The sequence below is a fragment of the Eionea flava genome (assembly GCF_055393785.1).
On record NZ_AP036018.1, the window covers coordinates 2650771 to 2676133 of the forward strand.

The 25363-nt window shown below is 42.0% G+C and carries 27 protein-coding genes; 14 read left to right on the plus strand and 13 right to left on the minus strand.

Annotation, left to right across the window (positions count from 1 at the left end; all coding sequences use genetic code 11):
• Positions 1–24: 24 nt before the first annotated feature.
• From ACZ5O6_RS11490 to ACZ5O6_RS11520, 7 genes are all read right to left on the minus strand, one after another.
• Positions 25–1332 (minus strand): sensor domain-containing diguanylate cyclase, encoded by a 1308-nt coding sequence (locus tag ACZ5O6_RS11490; RefSeq protein ID WP_447091414.1) that lies wholly within the window; start codon positions 1330–1332, stop codon positions 25–27.
• A gap of 164 nt (positions 1333–1496) precedes the next feature.
• The gene (locus ACZ5O6_RS11495; protein WP_447091413.1) at positions 1497–2261 is read right to left on the minus strand and encodes a 16S rRNA (uracil(1498)-N(3))-methyltransferase; all 765 of its coding nucleotides are present in this window, start codon (positions 2259–2261) and stop codon (positions 1497–1499) included.
• A 142-nt stretch (positions 2262–2403) separates the two neighbouring features.
• Positions 2404–3255: a methylenetetrahydrofolate reductase [NAD(P)H] gene (metF, locus tag ACZ5O6_RS11500; protein WP_447091412.1), complete on the minus strand. Its 852-nt coding sequence runs from the start codon at positions 3253–3255 to the stop codon at positions 2404–2406.
• 762 nt (positions 3256–4017) lie between these two features.
• Positions 4018–5439 carry an adenosylhomocysteinase gene (locus tag ACZ5O6_RS11505; RefSeq protein ID WP_447091411.1) on the minus strand — a complete coding sequence of 474 codons (1422 nt, stop codon included), beginning with the start codon at positions 5437–5439 and terminating at the stop codon, positions 4018–4020.
• A gap of 52 nt (positions 5440–5491) precedes the next feature.
• Positions 5492–6646 carry a methionine adenosyltransferase gene (gene metK, locus ACZ5O6_RS11510; protein WP_447091410.1) on the minus strand — a complete coding sequence of 385 codons (1155 nt, stop codon included), beginning with the start codon at positions 6644–6646 and terminating at the stop codon, positions 5492–5494.
• A 63-nt stretch (positions 6647–6709) separates the two neighbouring features.
• Positions 6710–7702 carry a metalloregulator ArsR/SmtB family transcription factor gene (locus ACZ5O6_RS11515; protein WP_447091409.1) on the minus strand — a complete coding sequence of 331 codons (993 nt, stop codon included), beginning with the start codon at positions 7700–7702 and terminating at the stop codon, positions 6710–6712.
• Positions 7703–7759: 57 nt separating this feature from the next.
• Complete coding sequence (locus ACZ5O6_RS11520) at positions 7760–7930, minus strand: hypothetical protein (RefSeq protein WP_447091408.1); 171 nt, start codon at positions 7928–7930, stop codon at positions 7760–7762.
• Between the two features lie 67 nt (positions 7931–7997).
• Here ACZ5O6_RS11520 and ACZ5O6_RS11525 point away from each other — a divergent pair, with 67 nt between their 5' ends.
• The 6 genes from ACZ5O6_RS11525 to ACZ5O6_RS11550 all read left to right on the plus strand — a co-directional run bounded on the left by ACZ5O6_RS11525 (position 7998) and on the right by ACZ5O6_RS11550 (position 14471).
• Entirely contained in the window at positions 7998–8192 is a 195-nt protein-coding gene (locus ACZ5O6_RS11525) for a hypothetical protein (protein WP_447091407.1), read from the plus strand.
• 59 nt (positions 8193–8251) lie between these two features.
• Entirely contained in the window at positions 8252–9286 is a 1035-nt protein-coding gene (locus ACZ5O6_RS11530; protein WP_447091406.1) for a GlxA family transcriptional regulator, read from the plus strand.
• 158 nt (positions 9287–9444) lie between these two features.
• Positions 9445–10620, plus strand: a complete 1176-nt coding sequence (locus tag ACZ5O6_RS11535) for an IS4 family transposase (RefSeq protein WP_447093035.1) — start codon at positions 9445–9447, stop codon at positions 10618–10620.
• 163 nt (positions 10621–10783) lie between these two features.
• A complete protein-coding gene (locus tag ACZ5O6_RS11540) occupies positions 10784–12058 on the plus strand; it encodes an MFS transporter (protein WP_447092983.1) in 1275 nt (424 codons plus the stop codon).
• 175 nt (positions 12059–12233) lie between these two features.
• Positions 12234–13169, plus strand: coding sequence for a DNA-binding transcriptional response regulator (locus tag ACZ5O6_RS11545; protein ID WP_447092982.1), 936 nt, complete (start codon positions 12234–12236; stop codon positions 13167–13169).
• 525 nt (positions 13170–13694) lie between these two features.
• Positions 13695–14471 carry a hypothetical protein gene (locus tag ACZ5O6_RS11550; protein WP_447092981.1) on the plus strand — a complete coding sequence of 259 codons (777 nt, stop codon included), beginning with the start codon at positions 13695–13697 and terminating at the stop codon, positions 14469–14471.
• A 26-nt stretch (positions 14472–14497) separates the two neighbouring features.
• On the opposite strand, the gene ACZ5O6_RS11555 is transcribed toward ACZ5O6_RS11550, so the two are convergent.
• The 3 genes from ACZ5O6_RS11555 to ACZ5O6_RS11565 are packed head-to-tail and all read right to left on the minus strand — an operon-like array spanning position 14498 to position 18099.
• Entirely contained in the window at positions 14498–16354 is a 1857-nt protein-coding gene (locus ACZ5O6_RS11555) for a hybrid sensor histidine kinase/response regulator (protein ID WP_464283516.1), read from the minus strand.
• 15 nt (positions 16355–16369) lie between these two features.
• Positions 16370–17170 carry a response regulator gene (locus ACZ5O6_RS11560; RefSeq protein WP_447092979.1) on the minus strand — a complete coding sequence of 267 codons (801 nt, stop codon included), beginning with the start codon at positions 17168–17170 and terminating at the stop codon, positions 16370–16372.
• A gap of 50 nt (positions 17171–17220) precedes the next feature.
• Complete coding sequence (locus ACZ5O6_RS11565) at positions 17221–18099, minus strand: LysR family transcriptional regulator (RefSeq protein WP_447092978.1); 879 nt, start codon at positions 18097–18099, stop codon at positions 17221–17223.
• Positions 18100–18296: 197 nt separating this feature from the next.
• Here ACZ5O6_RS11565 and ACZ5O6_RS11570 point away from each other — a divergent pair, with 197 nt between their 5' ends.
• Complete coding sequence (locus ACZ5O6_RS11570; protein WP_447092977.1) at positions 18297–18953, plus strand: glutathione S-transferase family protein; 657 nt, start codon at positions 18297–18299, stop codon at positions 18951–18953.
• 46 nt (positions 18954–18999) lie between these two features.
• Positions 19000–19659, plus strand: coding sequence for a LysE family translocator (locus ACZ5O6_RS11575; RefSeq protein WP_447092976.1), 660 nt, complete (start codon positions 19000–19002; stop codon positions 19657–19659).
• Positions 19660–19663: 4 nt separating this feature from the next.
• Here the strand turns inward: ACZ5O6_RS11575 and ACZ5O6_RS11580 are convergent, their stop codons facing one another.
• Together ACZ5O6_RS11580 and ACZ5O6_RS11585 are read right to left on the minus strand one after the other, a co-directional pair.
• Positions 19664–20287 (minus strand): LysE family translocator, encoded by a 624-nt coding sequence (locus ACZ5O6_RS11580; RefSeq protein ID WP_447092975.1) that lies wholly within the window; start codon positions 20285–20287, stop codon positions 19664–19666.
• Positions 20288–20349: 62 nt separating this feature from the next.
• Positions 20350–20688 (minus strand): 50S ribosome-binding protein YggL, encoded by a 339-nt coding sequence (locus ACZ5O6_RS11585; RefSeq protein ID WP_447092974.1) that lies wholly within the window; start codon positions 20686–20688, stop codon positions 20350–20352.
• Between the two features lie 98 nt (positions 20689–20786).
• Between ACZ5O6_RS11585 and ACZ5O6_RS11590 the strand changes: the two genes are divergently transcribed.
• Entirely contained in the window at positions 20787–20933 is a 147-nt protein-coding gene (locus ACZ5O6_RS11590) for a DUF2986 domain-containing protein (RefSeq protein WP_447092973.1), read from the plus strand.
• Positions 20934–20979: 46 nt separating this feature from the next.
• On the opposite strand, the gene ACZ5O6_RS11595 is transcribed toward ACZ5O6_RS11590, so the two are convergent.
• The gene (locus ACZ5O6_RS11595; RefSeq protein WP_447092972.1) at positions 20980–21450 is read right to left on the minus strand and encodes an Lrp/AsnC family transcriptional regulator; all 471 of its coding nucleotides are present in this window, start codon (positions 21448–21450) and stop codon (positions 20980–20982) included.
• Between the two features lie 269 nt (positions 21451–21719).
• Between ACZ5O6_RS11595 and ACZ5O6_RS11600 the strand changes: the two genes are divergently transcribed.
• From ACZ5O6_RS11600 to ACZ5O6_RS11620, 5 genes are all read left to right on the plus strand, one after another.
• Positions 21720–22721, plus strand: a complete 1002-nt coding sequence (locus ACZ5O6_RS11600; RefSeq protein ID WP_447092971.1) for a hypothetical protein — start codon at positions 21720–21722, stop codon at positions 22719–22721.
• Between the two features lie 41 nt (positions 22722–22762).
• Positions 22763–23179, plus strand: coding sequence for a VOC family protein (locus ACZ5O6_RS11605; protein WP_447092970.1), 417 nt, complete (start codon positions 22763–22765; stop codon positions 23177–23179).
• Between the two features lie 172 nt (positions 23180–23351).
• Complete coding sequence (locus tag ACZ5O6_RS11610; protein WP_447092969.1) at positions 23352–23903, plus strand: DUF2589 domain-containing protein; 552 nt, start codon at positions 23352–23354, stop codon at positions 23901–23903.
• Positions 23904–23976: 73 nt separating this feature from the next.
• On the plus strand, positions 23977–24675 hold the full coding sequence (locus ACZ5O6_RS11615; RefSeq protein ID WP_447092968.1) for a hypothetical protein: 699 nt from the start codon (positions 23977–23979) through the stop codon (positions 24673–24675).
• Between the two features lie 12 nt (positions 24676–24687).
• Positions 24688–25359, plus strand: a complete 672-nt coding sequence (locus ACZ5O6_RS11620; RefSeq protein ID WP_447092967.1) for a hypothetical protein — start codon at positions 24688–24690, stop codon at positions 25357–25359.
• Positions 25360–25363: the final 4 nt, after the last annotated feature.

Sequence of the window (25363 nt, forward strand, 5' to 3'; positions counted from 1 at the left end):
ATTTTTTATCCACTCTTACAATCATTAATATTTCAACCGGTTTCTACCGGACTCTTTTGCCTCATACATCAATTTATCGGCATCATTGACAACCATATTAATGTCTTTGTCATCGGAATCTAGCATAGCAAGACCAAAGGATGCGGTTGACTTAATGACATCCCCTTTGTAAATCACTTTTTGTTCGGCAATATTTTTTCTCATTCTTTCTGCCAACATCACTGCACGTTCAATATCTACATTTGACAATAAAATGGCAAATTCTTCGCCACCAAAGCGAGAAACTAGATCATGCTGTCGAACACTATTTTTGAGTATTTTAGAAATTACCGTGAGCACAGCATCACCGGCTGCATGACCATATTCATCATTCACTGACTTAAAAAAGTCAATATCCACAATGAGTATTGCCGCTTGATTACCATTACGTTTTAATCGACTTTTTTCTTCTTCCGCTCTTTCAAAAAATCGCCGCCGATTTAATAAGCCGGTTAAAGGGTCGGTGCTCGCTAAAATAGACAATTTATCATTCAACGTATTTAATTCATCTACTTTATCTTGCAAAGCAAATGTTTTTTCATTTACCAAACTTTTTAAGTTAAGGTTTTTTTCTTCTAATTCTTTTCGTGCAGAGTCACGCTGAGACGTTCTTCGAATTAACTTATCCAACGTTTTGTTGTAAGCAAGAATTAAATAACTGAGTTCATCGTCATTTTTAAAAAATTCCTCATCAACATCGATTTTACTTTTTTCTATTTGTTTTGGATTATCAAAATCCAATCGATTAAATGAGCGAGCCAGAATATCTAGCGGCCGCCCGATTAAGCGATAACCCACAATAAAAATGATCACTGATAAAAAGAACGTTTTTAGGAAAGCATTCGCAACAATAAAAAATACATTCACCTTAATGCGATCTAAAATAATGCTTCGATTAGCATTAAGTTTTAATATACCCATAGCACGATCTTTTTTACCATCACTATAAGTAATGGGGCCTTCATAGCTAATATATGAATTATGGTAAACATCTCCCTTGGTCATGTTAAAACCATCGGAGTTATGATGAATCTCTGCACCAGAGATAAATTGTAGTGTGAGAAAGCCGTCAATAAGTGCTTCAACTTGCTCGGAGTTGAAATTCCAAATAGCGGCTGACAGAGAGCTTGATGAACTGTTATGAATAGACTGTAAGTCGAGTTCGATCTGGTTACGAATATTTTTATATTCAAAAAGAATATGAGCGAACGAGACCACCACAGCAATCACAAAATAAAGTGAAAAGATGGTAACGATCAAGCGTTTCATCAATGCTGATTTTTTAAGGGTCATGACTACCTAGTCGTAGGGTTTTCCAAATAGAGAGGACACCAAACACGCATCTACACTCCTTGCTATCAGTGTAGCTAGACTTAGCAAATATGCCAGATGCCTAACCAATGACAATATGGCATAAATAATCGCTTTTTATAGCGTTTCAAAAAACATCATCACGCTTAAAACTCACCGCAATGGTGCATAAGCAGTGATATAGCGGCCAAAGGAGCCGTTTCTGCTCGCAGAATACGTGCTCCCACCGTCATCGCACTAAAACGATGGTGACACGCGGCTTCCACTTCTTCATCCGTCAATCCCCCTTCAGGCCCAACCAATAAGCTCACATGGGTTGGTTCTGTAGCGGAATCAGTTGTCATATCGTTCCAACAAAAGCCTGAACTCGCATAAGGGTGCAAGACAATGTTGCACGATGACAACGCCAATGAAGGCAACCAATCAGACAACTTTAACGGAAGGTTAATATTGGGCAGCTTAACACGACCGGACTGCTCACAGGCATGAACAACCACTTTCTGCCAATGGAGGTACTTTTTTTCCAATCGTTCCGCGGATAGCTTAGCATCCGTATACTCACTAAATAATGGCGTTATTTCTGCAACACCAAGCTCTGTTGCTTTTTGCAGCAACCAATCCATGCGATCATTTTTTATGACACAGGCACCTAAGTGAATATGCAATGACGCTTCGGTATGACGTACGGTAAATTCGCCCACGGATACCTGCGCGCTTTTTTTATCAACCTGAGCTAAGACCGCAGAAAACTCACCATACTCACCATCGACTGGCTCACCATTAAAAAGGATAAATGATCGCCCCACTTTCATGCGCATAACTGTCACCAAATGATGCATTGCAGACTTATCAAGCAACAATGTATCGTTAGCACGAAGGGGCTGTTCTATATAAATACGAGGAATATGCATGGCTGCAGTTTACCGCAAAGCCGAGCAGGGAAGAAGGCTGATCAAAAAATGAAAGCCGGCTGTTGCCGGCATACATAGAAAGCGACGAGTTTATCAATATAAAGCAACTGCGATAGGAGATAACGCATTCACCTTAACGTGCTTAATGCTGAGGGCTAACCAACTGAAGATTATCAATAATCGTTTTAACCGGTTCAACTTGGTTCATTGTATAAAAATGTAAACCTGGCGCTCCGCTTTCAATCAAGCCTTCACACAATTCAGTCACCATATCTGCGGCAAAAGCTTGCATACTTGCTTGATCATCACCATAGGACTCGACCGCCTTACGCAACCAGCGAGGAATTTCCGCACCACAGGTTTTGCTAAAACGAATGAGGTTTTGAATATTAATGATCGGCATAATGCCAGGGTAAATAGGCTGATTAATGCCTATTTTTTGACACTTTTCAACAAAGAAAAAGTACGCATCCAAATTAAAAAAGTATTGCGTAATAGCGCTATTCGCACCGGCATCAAACTTACCTTTTAAATACTGAATATCGGTATTGTAATTGGTAGACTCAGGGTGAATTTCTGGATAAGCAGCCACTTCTAAATGGAAGTGATCACCAAAATGCTCACGAATAAAAGCCACCAACTCATTAGCATAGACCATCTGCGAAGCACCGCCCATCCCAGAAGGAATGTCACCACGCAAGGCAACGATGCGGTTAATACCTTCCGATTGATACTCAGCGATCAGCGCTTTGATATCTTCTTCATTATCGCCACCAAATGAAAGATGAGGTGCGCTAGTAAAGCCCTCCTTCTGAAATTGCGTGACCAAATCCTTAGTGTTGCTACGTGTCGATCCACCAGCGCCATAGGTCATCGAATAAAACTCTGGAGAAAACTGCTGATAGGTATTTCGAACCTGAATCAGCTTTTCTTTACCCGCTTCTGTTTTAGGTGGGAAAAACTCGAAACTTAGACGAAAATTATTGTCTGTCATTAGAAATTACTGCCTTAGAAATGCTAGGAATTTTTAAACAAGCCATGAATAGTTTTTAACCCATACTTATTAAAAAATTCCAAAAAAATTATTGGAAAATAGTGCGCTGTTACAAAAAAATTACCAATACCATAGCGACAAAAACTAGAACCCGTTACATCCTTTTAAAACATCATTCCGTTGAAAACCGACATCCATCGCTTCCCAGTCATATGGATACCGGATCAAGTCCGGTATGACGAGGGGGTTGAACGGAACACACCTACAACCGATCACATCCCTTTTAAACGTCATTCCGGTGAAAACCGGAATCCATCGCACCCTAGCCATATGAATACCGGGTCAAGTCCGGTATGACGAGGGGGTTGAACGGAACACACCTACAACCGATCACATCCCTTTTAAACGTCATTCCGGTGAAAACCGGAATCCATCGCACCCTAGCCATATGAATACCGGGTCAAGTCCGGTATGACGAGGGGGTTGAACGGAACACACCTACAACCGATCACATCCCTTTTAAACGTCATTCCGGTGAAAACCGGAATCCATCGCACCCTAGCCATATGAATACCGGGTCAAGTCCGGTATGACGAGGGGGTTGAACGGAACGCACCTACAACCGATTACATCCTTTTAAACGTCATTCCGGTGGAAACCGGAATCCATCGCACCCTAGCCATATGGATACCGGATCAAGTCCGGTATGACGTGCTAGAAAAAATCCGGTATGGCGCATAAAGTTAAGCTAAAAGCGCTTGATTAATATTTATAACTTTCTGGCTTAAATGGCCCATCAACGCTTACGTTAATGTAGTCGGCTTGATGATTTGTTAACTGTGTTAATACACCACCAAAACCCGCCACCATGTCCGCAGCCACTTCTTCATCTAATTTCTTAGGTAGTACTTTTAGATAAAGATTTTTTGATTTTTCTTCTGCGGGAAGATCGGCAAATTTTGCTTCGTACAAATACATTTGCGCAAGCACTTGGTTAGCAAAGGAGCCATCCATAATACGTGATGGGTGACCGGTTGCATTACCTAAATTAACCAAGCGTCCTTCGGATAATAAAATTAAATGATCGCCCTCTTTATCGCTACGTTTGATTTTATGCACTTGCGCTTTTACTTCATCCCACTGCCAGTTTTCACGCATAAACGCTGTGTCAATTTCGTTATCGAAATGTCCAATATTACAGACAACAGCGCCCGGCTTTAATGCAGCCAGCATATATTTATCACACACATTAGCATTACCCGTAGTGGTAACAATCAGATCTGTATTGCCGAGCAAATCGGTATTAATACAGTCAGCATTTTCTTGGTTGATACCATCTTTATAGGGAGAAACAACTTCAAAGCCATCCATGCAGGCTTGCATGGCACAGATAGGATCAATCTCGGTCACTTTTACGATCATACCTTCTTGGCTTAATGACGCAGCAGAGCCTTTACCCACATCACCGTAACCCACAACTAACGCTTTTTTACCCATCAACAAGTGGTCGGTACCACGTTTAATTGCATCGCTTAAACTATGGCGACAACCATATTTGTTATCGTTTTTAGATTTAGTCACTGAATCGTTAACGTTAATGGCGGGAATTTTTAGTTCACCCTTTTCGAGCATTTCTTGTAAGCGATGCACACCTGTAGTGGTCTCTTCAGAAATACCGTGGATACGATCTAACATTCCAGGATATTTGCTGTGACACATGTCGGTAAGATCACCGCCATCGTCAAGAATCATATTGGCATCCCATACCGCATCACTATCCATTTCTGCTTTGATAGTCTGCTCAATACACCATAAAAACTCTTCTTCGGTTTCACCTTTCCATGCAAATACGGGAATGCCTACCGCTGCAATTGCAGCCGCCGCATGGTCTTGAGTTGAAAAAATATTACATGAAGACCAACGGACATCAGCACCAAGATCAACGAGGGTTTCAATTAACACCGCGGTCTGAATGGTCATATGAATACAACCCATGATTTTAGCACCTGCTAATGGCTGCTCTGCTTTATATTTTTTGCGCAACGCCATTAGTGCTGGCATTTCGCCCTCAGCAATTTGAATTTCTTTACGACCATACTCCGCGTCTTTGCGAAATTGTTCTGGCGTACTTGCGGCGACTTTATAGTCGGTAAAGTTTTCTACGATTTTTAGTTCTGCACTCATTGTATATACCTCGATAGCGTTATCTGTTTTAGCCTTGCGGCTTATGAATTTGTTACAGCGCTGCTTTTAGCAAATCCGCCTTGTCCGTTTTTTCCCAAGTAAAGTTTTCTTCTTCACGACCAAAATGACCGTAAGCGGCTGTCGGCTGATATATAGGACGCTTAAGATCCAGCATCGATACCAAACCACCGGCACGCAGATCAAAATGTTCACGAACGAGATTAGAGATTTCAGCATCAGACAGTTTGCCTGTACCAAATGTGTTAATAGAAATTGACGTTGGTTCTGACACACCAATCGCATAAGACACTTGGATTTCACAACGATCGGCAAGACCCGCTGCAACAATATTTTTTGCTACATAACGACCAGCGTAAGCCGCTGAACGGTCAACTTTTGATGGATCTTTACCAGAAAATGCACCACCACCATGGCGAGCCATACCACCATAGGTATCAACAATAATTTTACGGCCCGTTAAACCACAATCGCCGACAGGCCCACCAATCACAAAATTACCCGTTGGATTAATGTGATATAAAGTATCAGCATGCAACCACTCTTCTGGTAATACCGGTTTAATCACTTCTTCTAAAACCGCTTCGCGTAGATCACCCAAGCTAATACTAGGATCATGCTGAGTTGACAATACCACTGCATCGATCGCGACAGGCTTACCATTTTCATAACGCAGCGTGACTTGGCTTTTGGCGTCGGGGCGCAACCAATCAAGTGTGTTGTTTTTACGTACTTGCGCTTGGCGCTCAACGAGACGGTGTGAATAATAAATAGGGGCTGGCATTAGCACGTCCGTTTCATTGGTCGCATAGCCAAACATTAAGCCTTGGTCACCGGCACCTTGGTCTTTATCTTCGGCTTCATCAACACCCATCGCAATATCCACTGATTGCTTACCAATGGCATTCAGCACCGCGCAAGACGCACCATCAAAACCGACATCGCTGGAGTTATAACCAATGCCCAGCACGACATCGCGCACAACGTCTTCTAAGTCAACATAGGTTGATGTACGTACTTCGCCAGCCAGTACTACCATGCCGGTTTTCACTAGCGTTTCCACAGCAATACGTGAATGAGGATCGTCTTTTAGCATCGCATCGACGATTGCATCGGATATTTGATCGGCCATTTTATCGGGATGCCCTTCTGAAACAGACTCCGATGTAAATACTGAATACTCTGACATTATTATTCCTCTCTGGTTATGTAATCGTTTTCGAATCCATCGACCGTTAATAAGAATTAACCTTTAACGATTTTCTGGTTTAATAAACTGTTGCAACTGAATTTGAAACCCATTGCGCAATGCTAAATAATTACTTTGCTGCCTGACTAAGCCTGCTGACTGCGCCCAGCGAGTGAGCTCTTCGGCATCAAAGCCTAACCACACATCGCCACAGGCGGTTTTAGCCCAATCCTGATCGTGGCGACAAAGATCAACCACAATAAAAACACCCTCTGTAGCCAAGCTGCTAGCCACATCAGTAAAAATGTCTGCAGGTGACGGCGTGTGATGCAACACCATATTCATCACCACGCAGTTAGCCTGTACGTTTTCTGCGACAAGGTAACGCGTGTCATCACAGATAAAATCAACGTGGCTTACCGCTCGATCAGTACAATATCTTTGTGCTTTATCGAGCATCGTTTGCGCATTATCCAATGCGATCACTTGTTCAAATTGCCGGGCAAGTACCGGTAAAAACTCCCCAGCACCCGGCCCTACTTCAACAGCAACACCACGCTCGACTAAACCACTGTTGTGTAAAAAATCTTCTACGGCCTGACCGTATACGGGGTATTCAGCGATCAAATCCTGCTGTGCTTTAAATTTTTCGGCCTGCTGAACAAAAAACTGTTGTGAGGCCTCTACCCGTTCTTGTTGTATACGCTGAACCCGCCGTTGTATCTCTTCATCAAGACTCACACCATCTATCGTAGCGTAAAGCTGTTGATGTAATGATGACAGCCCTGAGCGATGATTATGCCCTGAGCGAATGGTCGGAAGTGCACGGCTATAAAAAATCGAATTGCCTTCTCGACGCTTAGCCACAACACCCGCTTCCGACATCACCTTAAGATGGTGACTCATCCCTGATTGCTTAATCTGAAAAATGTCTGATAGCTCCATCACGCCATAGGCATCTTGGGCTAGCACTCTCAAAATGGCTAATCTCAGAGGGTCTCCAGCGGCTTTATTAAATACCGCGATAGAAGAAAAACTGGGGGTAGCAATGTTCATGGTTTGGCATACTATCAGCTATAAAAATCTATATCAAAGTTTTTTGATATAGATAACTTATAACCGCTCAGTGATTTCTCCGCTTAAGGTATAAGGAACACTATCGGCGAGCAGTAGGACAAACACAGATTGTCGATAAAATGTCTTTATTTGTGCGATTAACGTCATTGAAGACATTGCGACCAACTGACACAATAAGCTTAATAAGAATTGGTCGTTAAAGACCATACCTCTCCTAGAGGAAAATAAGCACCTTGTACAACCGATTTAAAAATACGATAGGTGGACGCCAAAAATGAAAAAAGCGATTAATAAATATTGCCCACGCTCCGGTAAACAAGTGGAAGAGAACTCCCTAACAGAATATCGAGGCCATATTGTTGGTTTTTGTAACCCAGGCTGTAGGGATGACTTCGCACAAGATATTGCCAGCAACCCAAACGATACCCATTATTTTGATAGTGTCATTAAAGAAAATGACCTGAAATAATGCGATTCATTTCGTATTCAACAAGCGCATACGATCCCCTAAACTAGGGAGGATTCACTATGAAAACCCGACAAATTTTGGGCCTGATATACGAAAAAGCAAATAGCATTGATATTAGTGGCCCTTTGCAGGTATTTGATACGGCAAGTCGCTTGCTTCGCGAATCTAAAAAAGTTAACGGTGATGCCTATTGTGTACAAACCATTGCCGCAACAAGCCAAGCCGTTCAATTAACCGGTGGCTTAAAAGCACTCCCGCACTATACATTCGATACGATGTACGACTGCACACCAACAAAAAAAGAGCCGACAACCGCTCCCACCATAGACACCCTGATTATTCCCGGCGGACAAGGTGCTTACATGGCCGCTGACCACACACCAACAACAACGTGGTTATCTACTGCCGTATCAGGAACACGGCGCATCGCATCCACCTGTACCGGTGCTTTTATTATGGCAAGGGCGGGCTTACTGCATTGTCGGCGTGCAACCACGCATTGGCAGTATGCCGAGCAACTCCAAAAAGAATACCCTGATATTCACGTATGCAGTGATGCGATTTTTATCAAAGACGATAACATCTACAGCTCGGCAGGTGTCACCTCCGGAATAGACCTTGCTCTTGCATTGGTAGAAGAAGATTGGGGAGCCGACATCGCCCTAGCCGTTGCCAAACAAATTGTCGTGTTTTACCGTCGATCTGCAGGTCAATCACAATACAGCCCTCTGCTCACGCTACAAGCACCACAACAATCGCGCATTGCGGTGTTACAAGAATGGATAATTAATAACCTACATGAACCATTACCACTGGAGCGCATTGCCGAGCAGGTGTCATTAAGCCCGCGCCACCTTGCTCGAATATTTAAACGTGACACGGGGTCAACCGTTAATGAATTTATTATCCGCGCACGGCTTGATGCCGCACGGTCGCTATTATCCTCGTCAACATTTTCGATCACACACATTGCTGAAAAAGTGGGGTTAGGTCACAGCGAAAACATGCGGCGATTGTTTGTGCAATATTTACAAACGAGCCCTAGACAATATCGTCAGCATTTTTCACAGACCAAGAGTTCACATGCGACTTAAAAATACGTTAAAGAATCACTTATCAAACCCCTGCGTCATACCGGGCTTGACCCCATAACTGTCCGGAATAAAAGTTAAGCGTATTGCTGAAGAGGTTGCAGCCTCTAGGTTTAAAGGGTAAAACCCACTGACACGACTCATAACCTAGAGGCTGCAATATGTATAGAAATACACGATTTACTGAATTAATGAAAGCACTTCCTCGCCAAGCAGTAGAAAAAGTGGTTTCAAAGCATAAAGCAGATAAGCACAACAAAGGATTTCGTTGCTGGAATCAACTGCTCGCAATGATCTATGCGCAGGTATCAGGATGCCAAAGCTTACGAGAATTAGAGGCGGGTTTTAATAGTCAGGAGACGCATCATTACCATTTAGGTTGTCGTAAAATTAAGCGTTCGACATTATCAGATGCGAATAAATATCGTTCGAATAACGTGTTTGCTGATATCTGTGCATTGCTCTTAAAGCGCGGACACAAAAAAGTGAAAGGTGAACTCAGTGACCTATTGTATTTACTAGATTCCACACCGATACCGTTAGTGGGTTTAGGTTACGATGAGTGGGCTGAAGCAGAAAAAGATAATCGTATTCAGGGATTAAAAGCGCATTTAACGATAGCGTCTCCGAGTAATACTCCGGTCAACCTTGAAATAACAGAACCTAAGATAGGTGATCTTGAAGTAGGTAGAAAAACGGAAGCGGAAATAGGCGCGACGTATGTGTTTGATAGGGGTTATACCGACTATAACTGGTGGTATCGTTTACATGAATCAGGTAGCGTATTCGTCTCTCGTTTTAAACGTAATGCGTCTTTAGTGGTTGAATCGTATCGTCCAATCGAAGCCAAAGATGAGGCGATAATTTTAGAAGATGCGATAGTGTGTTTTAAAAACAAACGTCCGGGAGGCGCTAGGGTTAATCATTATCACGGTACGCCACTACGAAAGATTACAGTGAGTCGGCCGGATAAAGATACGCCGTTAATTATCGCGACCAATGACATGACGCGGTCAGCGAAAGAGATTGCTCAGTTGTATAAACAGCGTTGGGGAATTGAATTGTTTTTTAAATGGATCAAGCAACACTTAAAAATAAAAGTGTTCTTGGGTCGTAGTAAAAATGCGGTAAAAATACAAATTTATAGCGCCATTATTACGTACTTGTTGGTGCAATTGTATCAGCGCAATTTTCGACAAGATGTGAGCTTGAAGATGTGCCTAATGAGCTTGCGAGCGACTCTGTTTCAGAGAGTTGAAACAGAGTGGCAAATAGAGAAAAAGAGGCGTAAGAAAGTCTTGTATTACCAATCCATGCAAGGAGCTCTTGCTCTATGAATATTTATTCCGGACAGTTATGGGGCTTGACCCGGTATCCGTATAAACAAGGCATAATAGATTCCGGTTTTCACCGGAATGACGCTGGATCAATTTTAAGACCGCTCTGATAAGGTTTTCTTAAACACGACTTACCCGCAACAAACACAAGCAGACAAACAATATGTTTAGACAACTCGCTCCGGCCACACAATTTATCCTGATCGCTGCATGCAGCTTACTCTTACTTTCTTTTGGTTTGCGCGGCTCTTTTGGCCTCTTTGTGAAACCCATATCTGAAACCTACGGATGGGGACGCGACATTATTGCCATGTCGCTGGCAATACAAAACCTCACATGGGGGGTGGTCGCGGTATTCGCTGGAGGGCTGGCTGATAAATATGGCAACGTACGTGTTATTGTCGGTGCGGCACTGCTCTACGCCCTAGGACTGTTTTTTACGCCTGCGTCAGATACGCCGTGGCTGTTAAATAGTACTGCTGGTTTATTAGTGGGGGCAGGTATAGCGGGCACATCATTCGGTATTGTTATGCCCGCAATGGCGCGCGCAGTGCCGGTGGAATATCGACAATGGGCTTTAGGTTTAGCAACCGCCGCAGGCTCTTTAGGGCAATTTTTAATTGTGCCTTTTTCTCAACTCCTCATTGATGGCAGCGGCTGGGTATCGGCTCTTCACATTTTATCTGTTGTCACTTTAATTATGATCGCCATGGCTATTCCTTTAGCGCCATTTTCGGGTGCCAGTGAAGTCAAAAAAGACACGATCGATCAATCTATTTTCCAAGCTTTAAAAGAAGCCTTTTCACATCGTTCATACAATCTATTGCTAATCGGTTTTTTTGTATGCGGTTTTCAACTGGCTTTTATCACCATACATTTTCCCCCTTACCTATCCGATCTTGGCTTTGACTCATCAATTGGCGCATGGAGCTTGGCCATCATTGGCATCTTTAATGTAGCAGGCGCTTATTGCGCGGGGCTATGGTCGAAAACAGCCGTTAAGCGCAATATGCTATGCGGTATTTACCTGCTACGGGGCGTCGCGATTTTTGCATTTTTAGTACTCCCCATGTCTCTGACTAGTGTCATCATTTTTAGCATGGTATTAGGGTTTTTATGGCTAGCCACTGTACCACCCACCTCAGGGTTAGTCGCAGTAATGTTTGGTACACGCTATATGGCACTACTTTATGGTGTGGTGTTTTTATCTCACCAACTCGGCAGTTTTACCGGCGTCTTTTTAGGTGGATTTTTTTACGAGGCCGCTGACGAATTTAGTGTTATCACACAATTTTGTGGGCAGTACTTAGGTATTCAATCAAGTGGCGACGCCAACAACTACGATATTGTCTGGGTGCTTTGCATTTTACTGAGTTTTTTATCGGCAGCGATTCATTGGCCGATAAAAGAAAAACCACTAGGACATTTCGCCTCATAAATTAACCAAGCGTTGGCACTTATTTCATTATTTAAAATGTTTTTTCTGTTAACGCTCAATAAAACAAAAATAAAATAGGTACGACGCTGTCGATATTGCTAAACTAATCATAATAGTGAGATCAATAATAATAAAAATATTCTCACCTCACTAAAACGATTAAGAGCATTATCGTATGAAAGCTAAGTTATCGCCCTACTATTACCCCACTGACATTGCATTAGTTGACGACAACTCCTCATTTCTCGATATATTATCCGCCTCTTTGTCACCAAAGTTTTCATGTAAAACGTTTACCGATCCTGTTCAAGCATTACGCTACGCGAATAATCAATCGTATCGACACTTATCCGCTTTATTTACAGGAGATCGACGCTGGCAAGAAAATGTTTTTCGTTATCTCAGCAACAAACAATTTGATCCATCAAAAAATAACGAACTATCCGTTGTTATTGTCGACTACGATATGCCTAGCATCGACGGTATTACATTCTGCAAACAATTAGCCAGCCCCTCCGTACGTAAAATACTGCTTACGGGATGCGCCTCTTCAAGCGAAGTCGTCGCTGCATTTAACGATAATATTATTGATTATTATATTGATAAAAACAGCGATGACTTATTAAATGATGTACAGCATGCTGTTACTAAAATGCAAAAGTCCTATTTTCATGAGAACCTTAAATCGCTCATGATGTCATTTATGAAAAAAGAAGCGCCTTGTTTTCTTGATAGCCAATTAGCAGAATATTTTGATGAGACTTGTATTTCGTTACGCGTTAATGAATATTATTTTATGCCCGAAACGTCGCGCTTTATATTACGCTCATCACAAAAAGACACCTTACTTATTATCGCGAGCGATAAAGACATCGAAGAACATATCAATATTATTAAAGAAGAAGACGGGCCTACCGACTGGATAGAACAATTGTTAACTCAACAATACGTTCCCTTTTTTAATAGTAATGATGGATTTTATACACCCGAAACACAGATCAATAAAAACCCTTTACTAAAGGCAACGGTCATTAAAGGTAAAGAGCATAATTATTACTGCGCATTAGTTGATAACCACAATGTGGTTTATTGGGATTTTTCTAAAAAATAATCGCTTCCACATTCCCTCACCCCCCCTTTCTAGAAACGGTAAGCTTGTTCAGCACTACATCCAGCATACCGATAAGAATGACGCTTTCCGTCATGGTTATCGGCATTAATCTTGTTTACATTCTCGCAAAGTACACGTTATTCCAAAAAAGCTGCATGACAATAATTTTAGCGACAACATGATGACTAACTATCAGTAACTGCTCAAAAAATAATCTCTTCTTACGTGCAATAAGTAGTCTAAGTGTGTAATTTTATAGCTGCTGCTCTTGCAGTATCAGCAATGAACTTTTGCAAAAAACGCTTTTACTATCCTAAACCGGCGCCCACATTAATAGCACATCGAAAAAAATCTACTAGGAAAAACACCAGTCATGATTATTTGATCTCGTGTAAATATCATAGAAGATGTACATCAAAGAAGTACGGTTTTTTTATTATGACTGTGGTAATTGTCCGTACAAGAATAGAAAACGTTCGCGCAAACGTCTCATTATTTTAATCCATTATTTAAGAGACTTATATTATGTCCACTTTTCTATTAAAAAAAATTGCAGAACATCAAACCAGCCTTGAACAACATCGTTTTTGCCAACACCTACGTCAACGCGAAGACATTTCCAGCGACGCTTATCGTTTTATTCCTAGCATGACCTTTTTTGTTCTAGGCTTTAGGGATATTTTAGAAACCGTAAAAATAGATAACCCCGTCAGTGAATGTGAATTGGCACTCAACGCCCACTGTGAAGAAGACGCCGAACATTGGCGTTGGTTTATCGAAGATTTACACACATTACAAATGGATACAGATTATTGGGGGGGCAGCGTTGGTAGCATATTATCGAATATTTGGTCGCCAACACACTATCCTGTTCGCGCATTAACTTATCGCATTATTAGTTATATTCATAATACGCAGTCACCAGAAGAAAAAATGCTTATTATGGAATGTTTGGAAAGTACTTTCTCTGTGTTTATTACCAGCTTAAACACTATCACTCAAAAAAATGGCGACTTTAATCGATTAAAATTTTTTGGCACTCAACACTATGAAGCTGAAGCCGAGCATAGTGGCGGCAATTGGTTAGACGGTGAAAAGCCAACAGCACACGATCATTTTTATCACATAGAAGCAACGCGCGTACGCTCCGTTAACCAAATGATTGACACGATATTTGCCGGCTTCGATGAGATGTTTCATTGCTGGGCAGACACCCTGAATATTGATGTGCAGCCACTAAATGTTGGCATTATTAATACCAGAGAGATCAATCAGCCCGCATCGTTGACAGGCGCATCTTAATATTAAAAATCTACTGACATCTAATCTTACAAGCCTTTTTGGCTTGTAAGATTAGCAGTTAAAACACTATGCAATTCGGCAAATGTTGCCGGTTTACGCAGATAATCAGTGGCGCCTGCTGCCAACGCCGCTGCGGCATCTTCATCAAACGCAAAAGCGCTATGAGCAATCACCGGCAATATTGGATTCATCTCTCGAAAATATTGTATGAGCTCCAAGTCTTCTACATCGGGTAATTGAATATCGCTCACAATCGCATCTATTGTCTCGCTGGCTAATACTGTTTTCGCGGTTGATCCATCTTCCGCCAAATAACAGATATAACCCGCTTGGCGTAGTAATTCACTGAGACTATAAAGCGTGGCAGGGTCATCATCGATCAAAAGTATATGGTATTGTTTTTCTACTTTTACCATTTCCATTGCTGCTACCGTTTTGCTGCCAGCAAAAGACGTCAAGGAGCGTGCTGTATTTGCTCGCTGACTACTTGTCTCTGTAGTAGAAGCACTAGCTATAAGCGCATGGGGGGGTTCAGGAAGTGGAATACTACAAGTAAATGTTGCTCCCTCACCGGCATTGCTCGCAAAGGTAATATGACCGCGCATCACGACCAGTAACTGCCTAACAATCGCCAAGCCTAAGCCTACACCCACTGGACTTTGATATTGCTGTTCAAAGCGCTCAAATAATTGTGCTTTAAGATTGGGGGCAATACCTACGCCATTATCTGCCACTACCAGTGTTAATAACGCCTCAGTTTTATCATAAATACAACACACGTTAATAGCGCTACCTTGGCTGTATTTAATCGCGTTATCGATTAAGTTAAATAAAATTTGTTGGATTTTATATTTATCGCCCAAAAGCTGAACGTCGGTATAGCGGTAGGATATAGTAATACTCGGAGAAGGATCTAGATCGTAGTGTTTTTTCACTTCATCACACAATAGAGGTAACGAAAATACTTCGCAGTCGGGAGCAATAGTACCCGATTCTAATTTAGATAAACTCAGCACATTGTTAATAATACGACGTAAGACATGGCTGGCATATCGTATATCTTCACAGTATTCTCGCTGCTCTGGCTGTAGTGAGGTTGTTAATAAAAGATCGTTCAACCCCATAATACCGGTTAGCGGCGTACGAATTTCATGGCTCATATTGGCTAAAAATTCTGCTTTAGTGTCTGCCAATTTTTCAGCTTTATTAACAGCACGCTCTAATTCTTTTTCTACCTGTTTACGCTTTTTTATTTCTTCTATCAAAGCATCCGAACGGTCTGTATGGTACTTACTTAAGATAGTTGGTAGCAATGCAGCAAACCCTACCGAAAATACTAAAACCACACCAAACCCAAAAATTGCCATTTCTGGAATCGGCCGCAAAAACGGATAATCAAAGAAATGTAATCCATTACACAACAATAGCACCGCAAAACTATTGCTAAATTGCGTGCCGGTATGGCGATAATAAAATAGTTTTTTTATCGCAAAAAATACCTGTGGGGCACCTATAGTGATCGCAACCGGCAATGCAATTAATGTAAAACTATCGCTTTGCCAATATAAGGCCCAACTAATGAGTAAACTCACCGTAAACGCAATGCCAAAGGGTTTAAATGTAAAAGGCATTGATGACACTTGCGTGAGCAAAGAGCAGGTAAAATAGACAACAACAATATAGGTAGGAAAGGTTAATAAACTGCCGGATATAGAGTCAGAAAATATACCCTGAAGCAAAAAATTAAGTGTGGTACACAACCAAATAATCATTAATGTTTTATAAGCGGGCGTACGATACACGCGCCATAGTTGCATGGCAAAAGCAAAGTTTAGCAACAATAAAATGACATAAATCAATAATAAGGTGGATAAGGTAGTCAAGGTCACAACGCCTTTTTATTTTTTAGGAAGATGCTCTGTAAGCAAACCATTCAATTGGTTAACCACTAAGGGCTTTTCCAATATTCCAACACATCCTTGTGTGTGTAATTGTTGCTTTTCTTTTTTAGATAACGGCCTATTGGTTAGGCCGATAATCAGTGATGGTATAGGCTCGCCCGTAGATAGAGTGGCTAGGGCCTGCTGCCCTGTCATCACTGGCATCGATAGATCCATGAGAATAACATCGTAATGTCTATCTTTTTTTGCAGCTTCTTTTACGGCTAATAATACCTCTTCGCCATTGCATACAATATCAAGTGAGTGTTGATGCAGCAATTGGCGGGCAATTTTTTGATGTAAACGATCATCTTCGGCAACTAAGATTCTTAACGATTCTAAAGTATCCAATACATTGATACTTTGTTTTTGTAGGGTATGATTATCATTAGACGATGCACATTCGTTCGACGTGGTATCCCCTACGCTTTTCCAATACGCTTTTGATTGTTGTTTGATGTGTTGTGCCATCTCGTTGATTTGATCGGGCGCATTGGCTAGCATGTGATAATGCGCTGATGGGATAGCCGCCAAGGCTTCATCATACACATGATTATTTTTTTGTAACTGCTGATAAGCCGATAGTAGTGTGGGTAGATAATTATTGAGCAGGGTAGCTGTCAATTGAATACTCGCCAACGGTGTTGCCATATCATGAATAAACTGCGCACTACTTTCTCTCCATGTTTCTTCATCGATCTTCTGAGAATCAACAGATGTAGAATACGATGCATCATTGTTTATACTCTCGTTGCTCATACAATGGCCTCCTTATTTTAATGGATCGCTTATAGAGCCTATACGATAGCTCACTGAGATACAGCCTGAATGAGAGCCGCTAGCTTAGCAGAAATAGGCTTACCCTTGAGGTGAATCAGTCTAGAGTAAAAGACATAAGGAGTACCACCCACACACTGCTCAAGTAATTGCCCAGAAGCTAGTTCCGCCGCCACCACGCAACGAGGCAATAAGCCCACCCCCATTTTAGCCATCACACAACGTTTAACCACTTCGACATTAGAAAACGACTGTTTGCAAACCAATCGTTTTTGATGATCGGCAAAGTGCTTGTCAGCACGTAGACGATAAGTGCAATCGGGCTCCGTCGAGATAATGTCTTGTTTTTCTAAGTCATCCAAACCCATAACACCCTCACGGTACAGCGGCGGCGCAACAACATAGATGACCTCTTCTCTGTGTAAGCGATATTCTTGCCATAGCAATGGGTCACTGATTTTATCGGCATCGGTTACCACTATGGCAGCATCAATAGTCCCTAAGGATAGGGCTTGCTGAAAATCAAAAGGTTCGTGGGTTAACAGCAGCTCAACATTCGGCGCGATTTTTTGTAAGCGCTCAATAATAGCCGGCAAGCGATAAATACACATAGAGCTAGGGGCAAAAAGCGTCAATGAGCCTGACAACTCACTACCAAGCTCTTTTGCCTGTTGCTTTAAAGCATCTTCTTGGGCAACAAAACGCTGCATCTGAGGCAGTAAGGCTTGACCAGCACTGCTGAGCACAATATTGCGCCCTTTAGGAATAAATAGTTCCACACCTAGCTCCTGCGCGAGCTCTTTAAGCTGTGCCGAGATGCTAGACGGCGCTAAATGCAGTGCTTTTGCCGCCTGATTAATACTTTGATGATGATGAACCGATAGTAGGCTACGGACTTGTTTAGGCGTCATTATTCGCTTTTACCTTATGGTTTGTTCGCAATTATTCGCTTTTTTGATAGCTTAAGTCAATCTATGATGAGCACTATCTGAAGCGCTTCTGGTTAAGCCTGCATAGACATTTTGTTCAGCACAGGTCTCATTTATAGCTTATTCAGACATTCATTTAATCACACAGACGGCCATAGACAGGCCAAGGGCTTAATACTATGCATCTTTATATTGCTTATAAAAATTACTCATCATGGTCGCTACGACCTTGGATAGCGATGAAAGTCGCGAATATTCCTTTCGACGAAACACTATTACCGTTTTATCACGACGAATCACTGCGCATTTTCGCCGAAGAAGAGGGAATACCTGCAAAAGTGCCCGTATTAAAAGACCAAGGTAGAACGATTTGGGATTCTTTGGCGATTATGGAGTATTTGGCCGACGAATACCCCGATGCTAAATTATGGCCAAGCGACCCAAGCCTCAAAGCTCTCGCGCGTTGTGCCGCAGCCGAAATGCATTCGGGGTTTATGGCCTTGCGTAGTGAATTTCCCATGAATTGCCGTGTTAACGTCACGGTTGAACCCAGCGATGCCACTCAAAAAGATTTACAACGACTCGCTCAAATCTGGGAGGCATTTGCCAAGCATAAAAAACCAGAAGGGGATTTCTTATGCGGACATTTTACCATTGTCGACGCCATGTATTCTGCAGTGATGTGGCGTATAACAGGGTATAATTTACCCGTTTCAGACCATTTTTCTCACTGGTCGAACGCGATGCTCGCACTACCTGCAATGCAAGAGTGGTTAGCCTCTGCAAAAAAAGAACCATGGAACGTCGCACAATACGATCAGGCTGCGGGGCTGTAATATTACCCACTGCTGCCATAACGTAAACACTATAGAGGGCCGGTAAATGTCAGAGTATCTTTTCTTATTGCCCATCGCGGCCGCGCTGTTATTGGGTGCGATGAGCCCCGGCCCTAGCTTTATTTTGGTGTCACAAGTTGCGATGTCGCAATCCCGCGCCGCTGCGATAACAACATCGCTCGGCATGGCAACAGGCGCAGCGACATTTGGTTTATTGGCGTCGGCAGGTTTGTATATTATTCTTGAATCAGTGCCTATGGTTTACACGGCATTAAAAATCGTGGGCGGTTTATATCTCTGTTTTTTAGCCTATAAAATTTGGATCACGGCTAAACAACCCTTAGTCATAAAAGTGGCCTCAACACAGCACACCGGAAAGCAACCAACCCATGCTCAACAGATAACAACAAAAGATCGTTTACGCTTATTGACTATCGGTTTGTTGACACAGCTCAGCAACCCAAAAACCGCTATTGTTTTTGCCAGTATCTTTGTGGCTTTTCTGCCAGAGCAACTGCCAAACTATGCGTATATTTTGTTGATTATGGTTGCGTTTTTAATGGATTTTAGCTGGTATCTTGTTGTGTCGCTTGTTTTATCAACGCACACCGCACAACAAGGGTACGCAAAATATAAGTGTTATTTTGATCGAGCAGCAAGCAGTTTTATGGGGCTAATGGGTATCAAATTATTATATAACCACTAACCGTCTAGCTTCTTAAACCAATATAAACCCCAGCGGCAATCATGATCGAACCCGCTGTACGATTAAGCCTTTTTACCGCACGCACTGAGCGCAGGTAACGACGAGTTTGTGCTGCACCTAACGCGACTAAGCTCAAACCACCCAACAATGAAAAAAACGTGAGCACCGATGCGAGTAAAATATCTGCGTGAGTGAGTACGGTCATATCCATAAAGGTCGGCAAAAACGCAATGTAAAATATAATCACTTTAGGGTTAGAGGCCGAAATTAAAAAGCCCTGAATAAAACTCGCTAAACGGCCATGGTTTTTAACGGATGGCGTCTGACTGGACAACTCATCCGGCAACGGCGCAGTCCACATCTTCCACCCTAAGTAAATAAGATACATCGCACCCACGATACGAATGACCAAAAATGCTTCTTCCCACTGATAAGCGATGGCCGCTAAACCTAAACAGGCCATCACAAGATAGGCAATATCGCTGATAACCATACCGGTAGACAGCCAAAAACAAGAACCTGCGCCATGCACCATACTGCGAGCGAGAATTGCAAAAATACCTGGGCCCGGCGTAATACCAAAAATAAATACCGCGACGAAAAAAGTAATGGCGCTTTCAACTGTCATGTCATACCTATATGGATAGTCGTAACGATGGATAATAGAATGGCTTTTTTGCAAAGGCCTCGTTATATATCGTAGTAACCATCCACTAACTCACCGACCGATACTTCGCTAACTAGCGCGTGGTTTTCCAATAAGATGGTTATTGCTTCGCGGTCGTCTGTTGTTGCATCACCGTAGCGATCAGCTGAGGTAACACGGCCACGAAAAACACCTTCATGCCCCTCCAAATCGATATATAAATGGCGAGAATTCACCAAGATGGCGAATTCTTTAAAAAATACTTCGTAATCTGCGGGTTCATCGACATTAACTCGACATTGAAAGGCGAAGCCGATAATGGCAAACTCATCCAAATGAAGTTTTTTGCGCAATCGACGGCTTCTGACTATAGAATCTCGCATTAGGTGCCCCAGTGTATTAGTGAGTAAAAAAATCGTATTGTATGAGAAAGAACCGCTATCCCTAACACCTCACAATCTTGTGCGCCCACCATATCATTATGAATAGACAAAAGAAAATTCGGCAAAAACTTATTAAGAAAGCCAAAGCGGCTAATGCCAAAGCCAACCCCAAAAAGCGTTCGGAGTATGTGGCAAAGGCGGAACGAGAAAAAGCGAAGGCGGAACCTGCATCACCTATCGGCTAAAGCATCCACCATGCCAGAACTCACATCATCTTAAATGACATCGACGTTATAAGGATGACAACCCACCCTGAGACAAATCAAATTTTGTGCAGCGTAAACTAATTAACGTGGTAAATTTTTTCATTCGAGTTTGCTTATAAATAACACGCTCACAAAATGCCTCATATTCAAAAATATCGGCTACATTCACAATAAGCACAAAATCCACAGCACCTGTCACCTTATAACACTGCTTAACTTCTGGCGCTTGATCAACTGCATCAATCAGCTGTTTGGCAACCGCAAGATCGTCGGTGCTCATTTCAATTTCGACCACCATATTTAAACGCCGACCGACCGATTGCGGCGAAACAATAGCCACTACACGCTCGATAACCCCCGCCGTTTTGAGTTTTTGCACACGCTTTAAGCAAGCCGGTGCGGATAAGCCAACGGCGTCTGCAAGTGCTACATTGGTTTGATCTGCATTTTGCTGCAGAGCTTTAAGGATACGAATATCAACGGGGCTGAGCTTCATTATTAATTAATTCTCTTCACTCTTCTTGCGTGTCTGTGTTTTCAAGCACACATGTTGGGGGGCACATACAACACAAACCATGCGTTAAAAAGCAAACGCACGGCATAATGATAATAAGCTAACAAAATCGCAGTTGTTAATTTTATTTCTTATTTATCAAGAAAAAGAAATTATACTTTCGTAAAATTCAAATAAAAAGCATAAATTATTAAGGCTTTTGATAAGCTGCTCTTGTTTCCATTCTCCATCAAAAAATAGGCGAACATCCCATGACAGCAACATTAAAAGCTATGCTACTGCGTATTCGAACCCAATTAGAACAAAGCATTGTGGGTCGTTGGGTGCTGGAGGTATGGTTGATTTTTTGGAGCCTAGTTAAAATCATGCTGCCCGTTTTACTCATTGTGCGAGCCATTGAACTACTAGGCTGGATAACATGGCTCGGAACGGCTATTAGTCCTCTTATGGCATGGGTTGGGTTACCCGGCGATATGGGCTTGGTATGGGTATCCGCAATGGTCAGTAATCTCTACGCAGGAATGGCTATCTTTTATCAGCTCGGCGGCGTCGAGCAGCTCACGGTCGCTCAAGTAAGCGTGCTGGCAGGCATGATGCTTATTGCCCACGGCTTACCCGTAGAAGTCGCCATCGCCAAAGCAACGGGGGTCAGCCTTTGGTTCACCCTACTATTGCGTATAGGCGGTGGGTTTTTATTTGGATGGTTGCTGCACCAGAGCTATAGTCAGTTGGATGCGCTACAAGTACCCATGACTACCGTGTGGCAACCAGAAGCCAGCGCATCTGACTGGGCCAGTTGGTTAATATTACAAGGGCAAACCTTACTTGCCGCCTTGGTGGTCATTGCTGCACTGACTCTGATTATTCATCTACTACGATTTGTGGGTATCGAAAAAGCTATACATTATCTGTTATCGCCTTTTTTGCGTTTTTTAGGCATTGGGATCAAAGCCACTAATATTATCGTGGTTGGCCTAACACTGGGGCTGGCTTTTGGTGGAGGAATTCTCATTAGAGAAGCAAAATCAGCCACCGTTGATGGTAAAGATATCTTTCTCACCATGGCATTTTTAGGGCTTTGTCACAGTGTTATCGAAGATAGTTTACTGATGCTACTTCTCGGTGCTGACTTATCGGCTGTATTGTGGGCGCGTTTAGTGTTTGGCATGGTTGCCATTGCACTACTTGCAAGAATTATTCGACGATTACCAGATAAATTTTACACTCGACTTTATAAAGTACCACAAGCATAAAGAGCAACCATTTCAATCAACGAGTATCAAAGGAAAACTGTATGCACGTATTTCATCTCGCTTTCCCTGTCAGTGATATCAATGCCACTATTGATTTTTACACTCGCTACTTCAATTGCGTTATTGGTCGCCAAGCCAGCCGCTGGGTAGACCTCAATTTTTACGGACATCAACTCAGCTTTCATCTCAGTGACAATTCACACTCTATTGATCACTGCAGCAACTCCGTCGATGGCGACAATATTCATATACCCCATTTTGGCGCTGTGCTTGATAAAGCTCAGTGGCAAGTTCTTCACGAATCATTGAGCAACGACAATGTGGTTTTTCGTTTAGCACCCAAAATACGGTTTGCGGGAGAACCCGGTGAGCAAGGTACATTTTTCGTGCTAGATCCATCGGGGAACACGCTAGAGTTTAAATACTTTAATAGTGCTAGTGATATTTTTGCGACGTAGTAAATAGCACTTTATGACACACAAACAAACACAAGTAAGACAATGCTTACAAAACAATCACTAATTGCTTTTATTACTCAAAAAAATATTGACGACCTTTTTCTCTGTTGATAATTTGCTCGCGCAATGCGCATTGCTAACTAAAAAATAATCAACATAAAAGGAATATTTTATGACAGCTTTAGTGGAAGAATTAAATAGTCTTGATTTTAGTGTTTACATTGGCGGGCCAATGCAAGCAGCGGTTCAAGCGCAACACGCAGCCTCGATGTCTCAAGTTAACTTTATTCAAGAAGTTGGCTTTGAAGATGATGGCGGCACATCTAAACTTCGCTATGTTGACTTTAACTACACAAAATCAGTACCCAATGAAGCGGGCGATGATTTTGAAGATGCTGAAGTTAACATCAAAGTCCCTTTCCTCACCATGCTTACCATTCCAGCGCTTCGCATCGAAGAAATGGTTATCGATTTCAATGCAAAATTGACATCCACGCAAACCTCAAATGTGTCGAGTGAATTTGCAGCAAGTGCGGAATTAGGTATTAATTATAAGATTGTTAACTTTAAAGCTTCGGCGTCTTATAAGCGTTCATCTAATCGTGGTACTAGCGTTGAAAAAACCTATAACCTAGGTGTTAAAGTCACTGCGCTAAATGATGAAATACCTGCGGGATTAGACCGCATACTTACTATGTTAGAAGACAGCATCGCTAGCGTATAAGTATTTTATAACGACCCTTCTCCTTCCTGTTATTACAGGAAGGAGAATATTATTATTTTTAAGGATAAAAACAATGGCAAAACTCAATGAATATTTAGGCAGTGTAATTAGCAGTTTAACCAATGCACGGGTCATGGCTGACTTACAAACGGTTAAGGTAGCCGAAGAATATGCAAAGCATGATTTACTGCAGCATTTTTCGGTACCCAGAATGCGGGTTGACGATGTGGAATTAACTATTCCTATTGCATTAGAAGCGACACAACAAAAACTAAAAAGTCACGTGGATACCATTGATAATACTGAGTTCAACAAAAGCCTTTACAAAGAAGTGACTCGCGGGCTGGGTGTAACAAGTTTACCTCGTGCCGCCTCATCAGAAATTCGCTCGCTGCTTGCAGAAAATACTCACGCGCTAGAAAAACGCGTCAATCTTGAAAAAACCACACAGCCGGTCAATGCATTTAGTGACGAGCTTACCAATAAAATTTTATCGATTAACGAAAAACACGGTATTGCAGATAAAGAACTTGCTATCGATAAAGAAAATTTCAAACGTAATATTTCTCAATTGGCAGAAAAACAAATTAATACTAATCAGCCCGCTAGCGTTATCGAAAATTTAGAAGTCATTGCTGAGTCACATTTATTAAAAGAACAAAATCCTGCGAATATTATTTATATTAAAATGAAAGTTTCTGAAGACGGTATGGAATGGCAAAAAATGGATGATGAAAACGGTAATACACAACGTAAATTATTACCCGAATAAGGATATAATACGATGCAAAAATCATTAATTAATCTAACCAATAATCTATCAGGGTTACTCTTAGAATTTCCCTCATTAGTAAAACGCTTAGAGAAAAAAGATCCGCAGTTTTTGCCACTACTATTGGCATGGATTGAACGCGCTGAAGATCTACTCAGCACCTATCGTATTGTCGGCGTTGCTGAACTGTCAGGGCTAAAAAGTAAAATACTATCGCCCAGTTATAGCAATGATTTTCGTGGATCGTTACGCAAGCAACAACTCAAGGTTGCCGTCGATATTTTATATGAACTACAAGAATGCCTACAAAGAACGCTGCAACCTCATCAAGAAAAAGTTGCACAAGCACGCGAACTGGTTAACCAACTGCTCAGCATCGTTGCTGAAAGCGGTGCCGTACATTATCGGCATCCCTCATCGCTTGATACCTTTGTACGTCAAATTTGGGGCATTCTGAATGCTCATGAGCAACTGAAGGGTGGAGCGGTACAACTCAAAAGCCAGTTTTCAGAGCAAGACATTATTCTATTAATCGCGGAAGAGATTGATTTAGCTCGCTTTAGCCAAAAACAAAAACCTGCCGCTACCCCATCTAACAATCAATCACCTAATAATCAATCATCTAACAAGCAATCACACAATACGAAAAAAGCCTCTACAACCACTCTAGCTACCACGTCTTAAATGC

Excerpts from the sequence above, each read along its gene's own strand:
- ACZ5O6_RS11490 (WP_447091414.1), bottom strand. The coding sequence starts at position 1,332 with ATGACCCTTAAAAAATCAGCATTGATGAAACGCTTGATCGTTACCATC.
- ACZ5O6_RS11495 (WP_447091413.1), bottom strand. The coding sequence starts at position 2,261 with ATGCATATTCCTCGTATTTATATAGAACAGCCCCTTCGTGCTAACGAT.
- metF (WP_447091412.1), bottom strand. The coding sequence starts at position 3,255 with ATGACAGACAATAATTTTCGTCTAAGTTTCGAGTTTTTCCCACCTAAA.
- ACZ5O6_RS11505 (WP_447091411.1), bottom strand. The coding sequence starts at position 5,439 with ATGAGTGCAGAACTAAAAATCGTAGAAAACTTTACCGACTATAAAGTC.
- metK (WP_447091410.1), bottom strand. The coding sequence starts at position 6,646 with ATGTCAGAGTATTCAGTATTTACATCGGAGTCTGTTTCAGAAGGGCAT.
- ACZ5O6_RS11515 (WP_447091409.1), bottom strand. The coding sequence starts at position 7,702 with ATGAACATTGCTACCCCCAGTTTTTCTTCTATCGCGGTATTTAATAAA.
- ACZ5O6_RS11520 (WP_447091408.1), bottom strand. The coding sequence starts at position 7,930 with ATGGTCTTTAACGACCAATTCTTATTAAGCTTATTGTGTCAGTTGGTC.
- ACZ5O6_RS11525 (WP_447091407.1), top strand. The coding sequence starts at position 7,998 with ATGAAAAAAGCGATTAATAAATATTGCCCACGCTCCGGTAAACAAGTG.
- ACZ5O6_RS11530 (WP_447091406.1), top strand. The coding sequence starts at position 8,252 with ATGAAAACCCGACAAATTTTGGGCCTGATATACGAAAAAGCAAATAGC.
- ACZ5O6_RS11535 (WP_447093035.1), top strand. The coding sequence starts at position 9,445 with ATGTATAGAAATACACGATTTACTGAATTAATGAAAGCACTTCCTCGC.
- ACZ5O6_RS11540 (WP_447092983.1), top strand. The coding sequence starts at position 10,784 with ATGTTTAGACAACTCGCTCCGGCCACACAATTTATCCTGATCGCTGCA.
- ACZ5O6_RS11545 (WP_447092982.1), top strand. The coding sequence starts at position 12,234 with ATGAAAGCTAAGTTATCGCCCTACTATTACCCCACTGACATTGCATTA.
- ACZ5O6_RS11550 (WP_447092981.1), top strand. The coding sequence starts at position 13,695 with ATGTCCACTTTTCTATTAAAAAAAATTGCAGAACATCAAACCAGCCTT.
- ACZ5O6_RS11560 (WP_447092979.1), bottom strand. The coding sequence starts at position 17,170 with ATGAGCAACGAGAGTATAAACAATGATGCATCGTATTCTACATCTGTT.
- ACZ5O6_RS11565 (WP_447092978.1), bottom strand. The coding sequence starts at position 18,099 with ATGACGCCTAAACAAGTCCGTAGCCTACTATCGGTTCATCATCATCAA.
- ACZ5O6_RS11570 (WP_447092977.1), top strand. The coding sequence starts at position 18,297 with ATGCATCTTTATATTGCTTATAAAAATTACTCATCATGGTCGCTACGA.
- ACZ5O6_RS11575 (WP_447092976.1), top strand. The coding sequence starts at position 19,000 with ATGTCAGAGTATCTTTTCTTATTGCCCATCGCGGCCGCGCTGTTATTG.
- ACZ5O6_RS11580 (WP_447092975.1), bottom strand. The coding sequence starts at position 20,287 with ATGACAGTTGAAAGCGCCATTACTTTTTTCGTCGCGGTATTTATTTTT.
- ACZ5O6_RS11585 (WP_447092974.1), bottom strand. The coding sequence starts at position 20,688 with ATGCGAGATTCTATAGTCAGAAGCCGTCGATTGCGCAAAAAACTTCAT.
- ACZ5O6_RS11590 (WP_447092973.1), top strand. The coding sequence starts at position 20,787 with ATGAATAGACAAAAGAAAATTCGGCAAAAACTTATTAAGAAAGCCAAA.
- ACZ5O6_RS11595 (WP_447092972.1), bottom strand. The coding sequence starts at position 21,450 with ATGAAGCTCAGCCCCGTTGATATTCGTATCCTTAAAGCTCTGCAGCAA.
- ACZ5O6_RS11600 (WP_447092971.1), top strand. The coding sequence starts at position 21,720 with ATGACAGCAACATTAAAAGCTATGCTACTGCGTATTCGAACCCAATTA.
- ACZ5O6_RS11605 (WP_447092970.1), top strand. The coding sequence starts at position 22,763 with ATGCACGTATTTCATCTCGCTTTCCCTGTCAGTGATATCAATGCCACT.
- ACZ5O6_RS11610 (WP_447092969.1), top strand. The coding sequence starts at position 23,352 with ATGACAGCTTTAGTGGAAGAATTAAATAGTCTTGATTTTAGTGTTTAC.
- ACZ5O6_RS11615 (WP_447092968.1), top strand. The coding sequence starts at position 23,977 with ATGGCAAAACTCAATGAATATTTAGGCAGTGTAATTAGCAGTTTAACC.
- ACZ5O6_RS11620 (WP_447092967.1), top strand. The coding sequence starts at position 24,688 with ATGCAAAAATCATTAATTAATCTAACCAATAATCTATCAGGGTTACTC.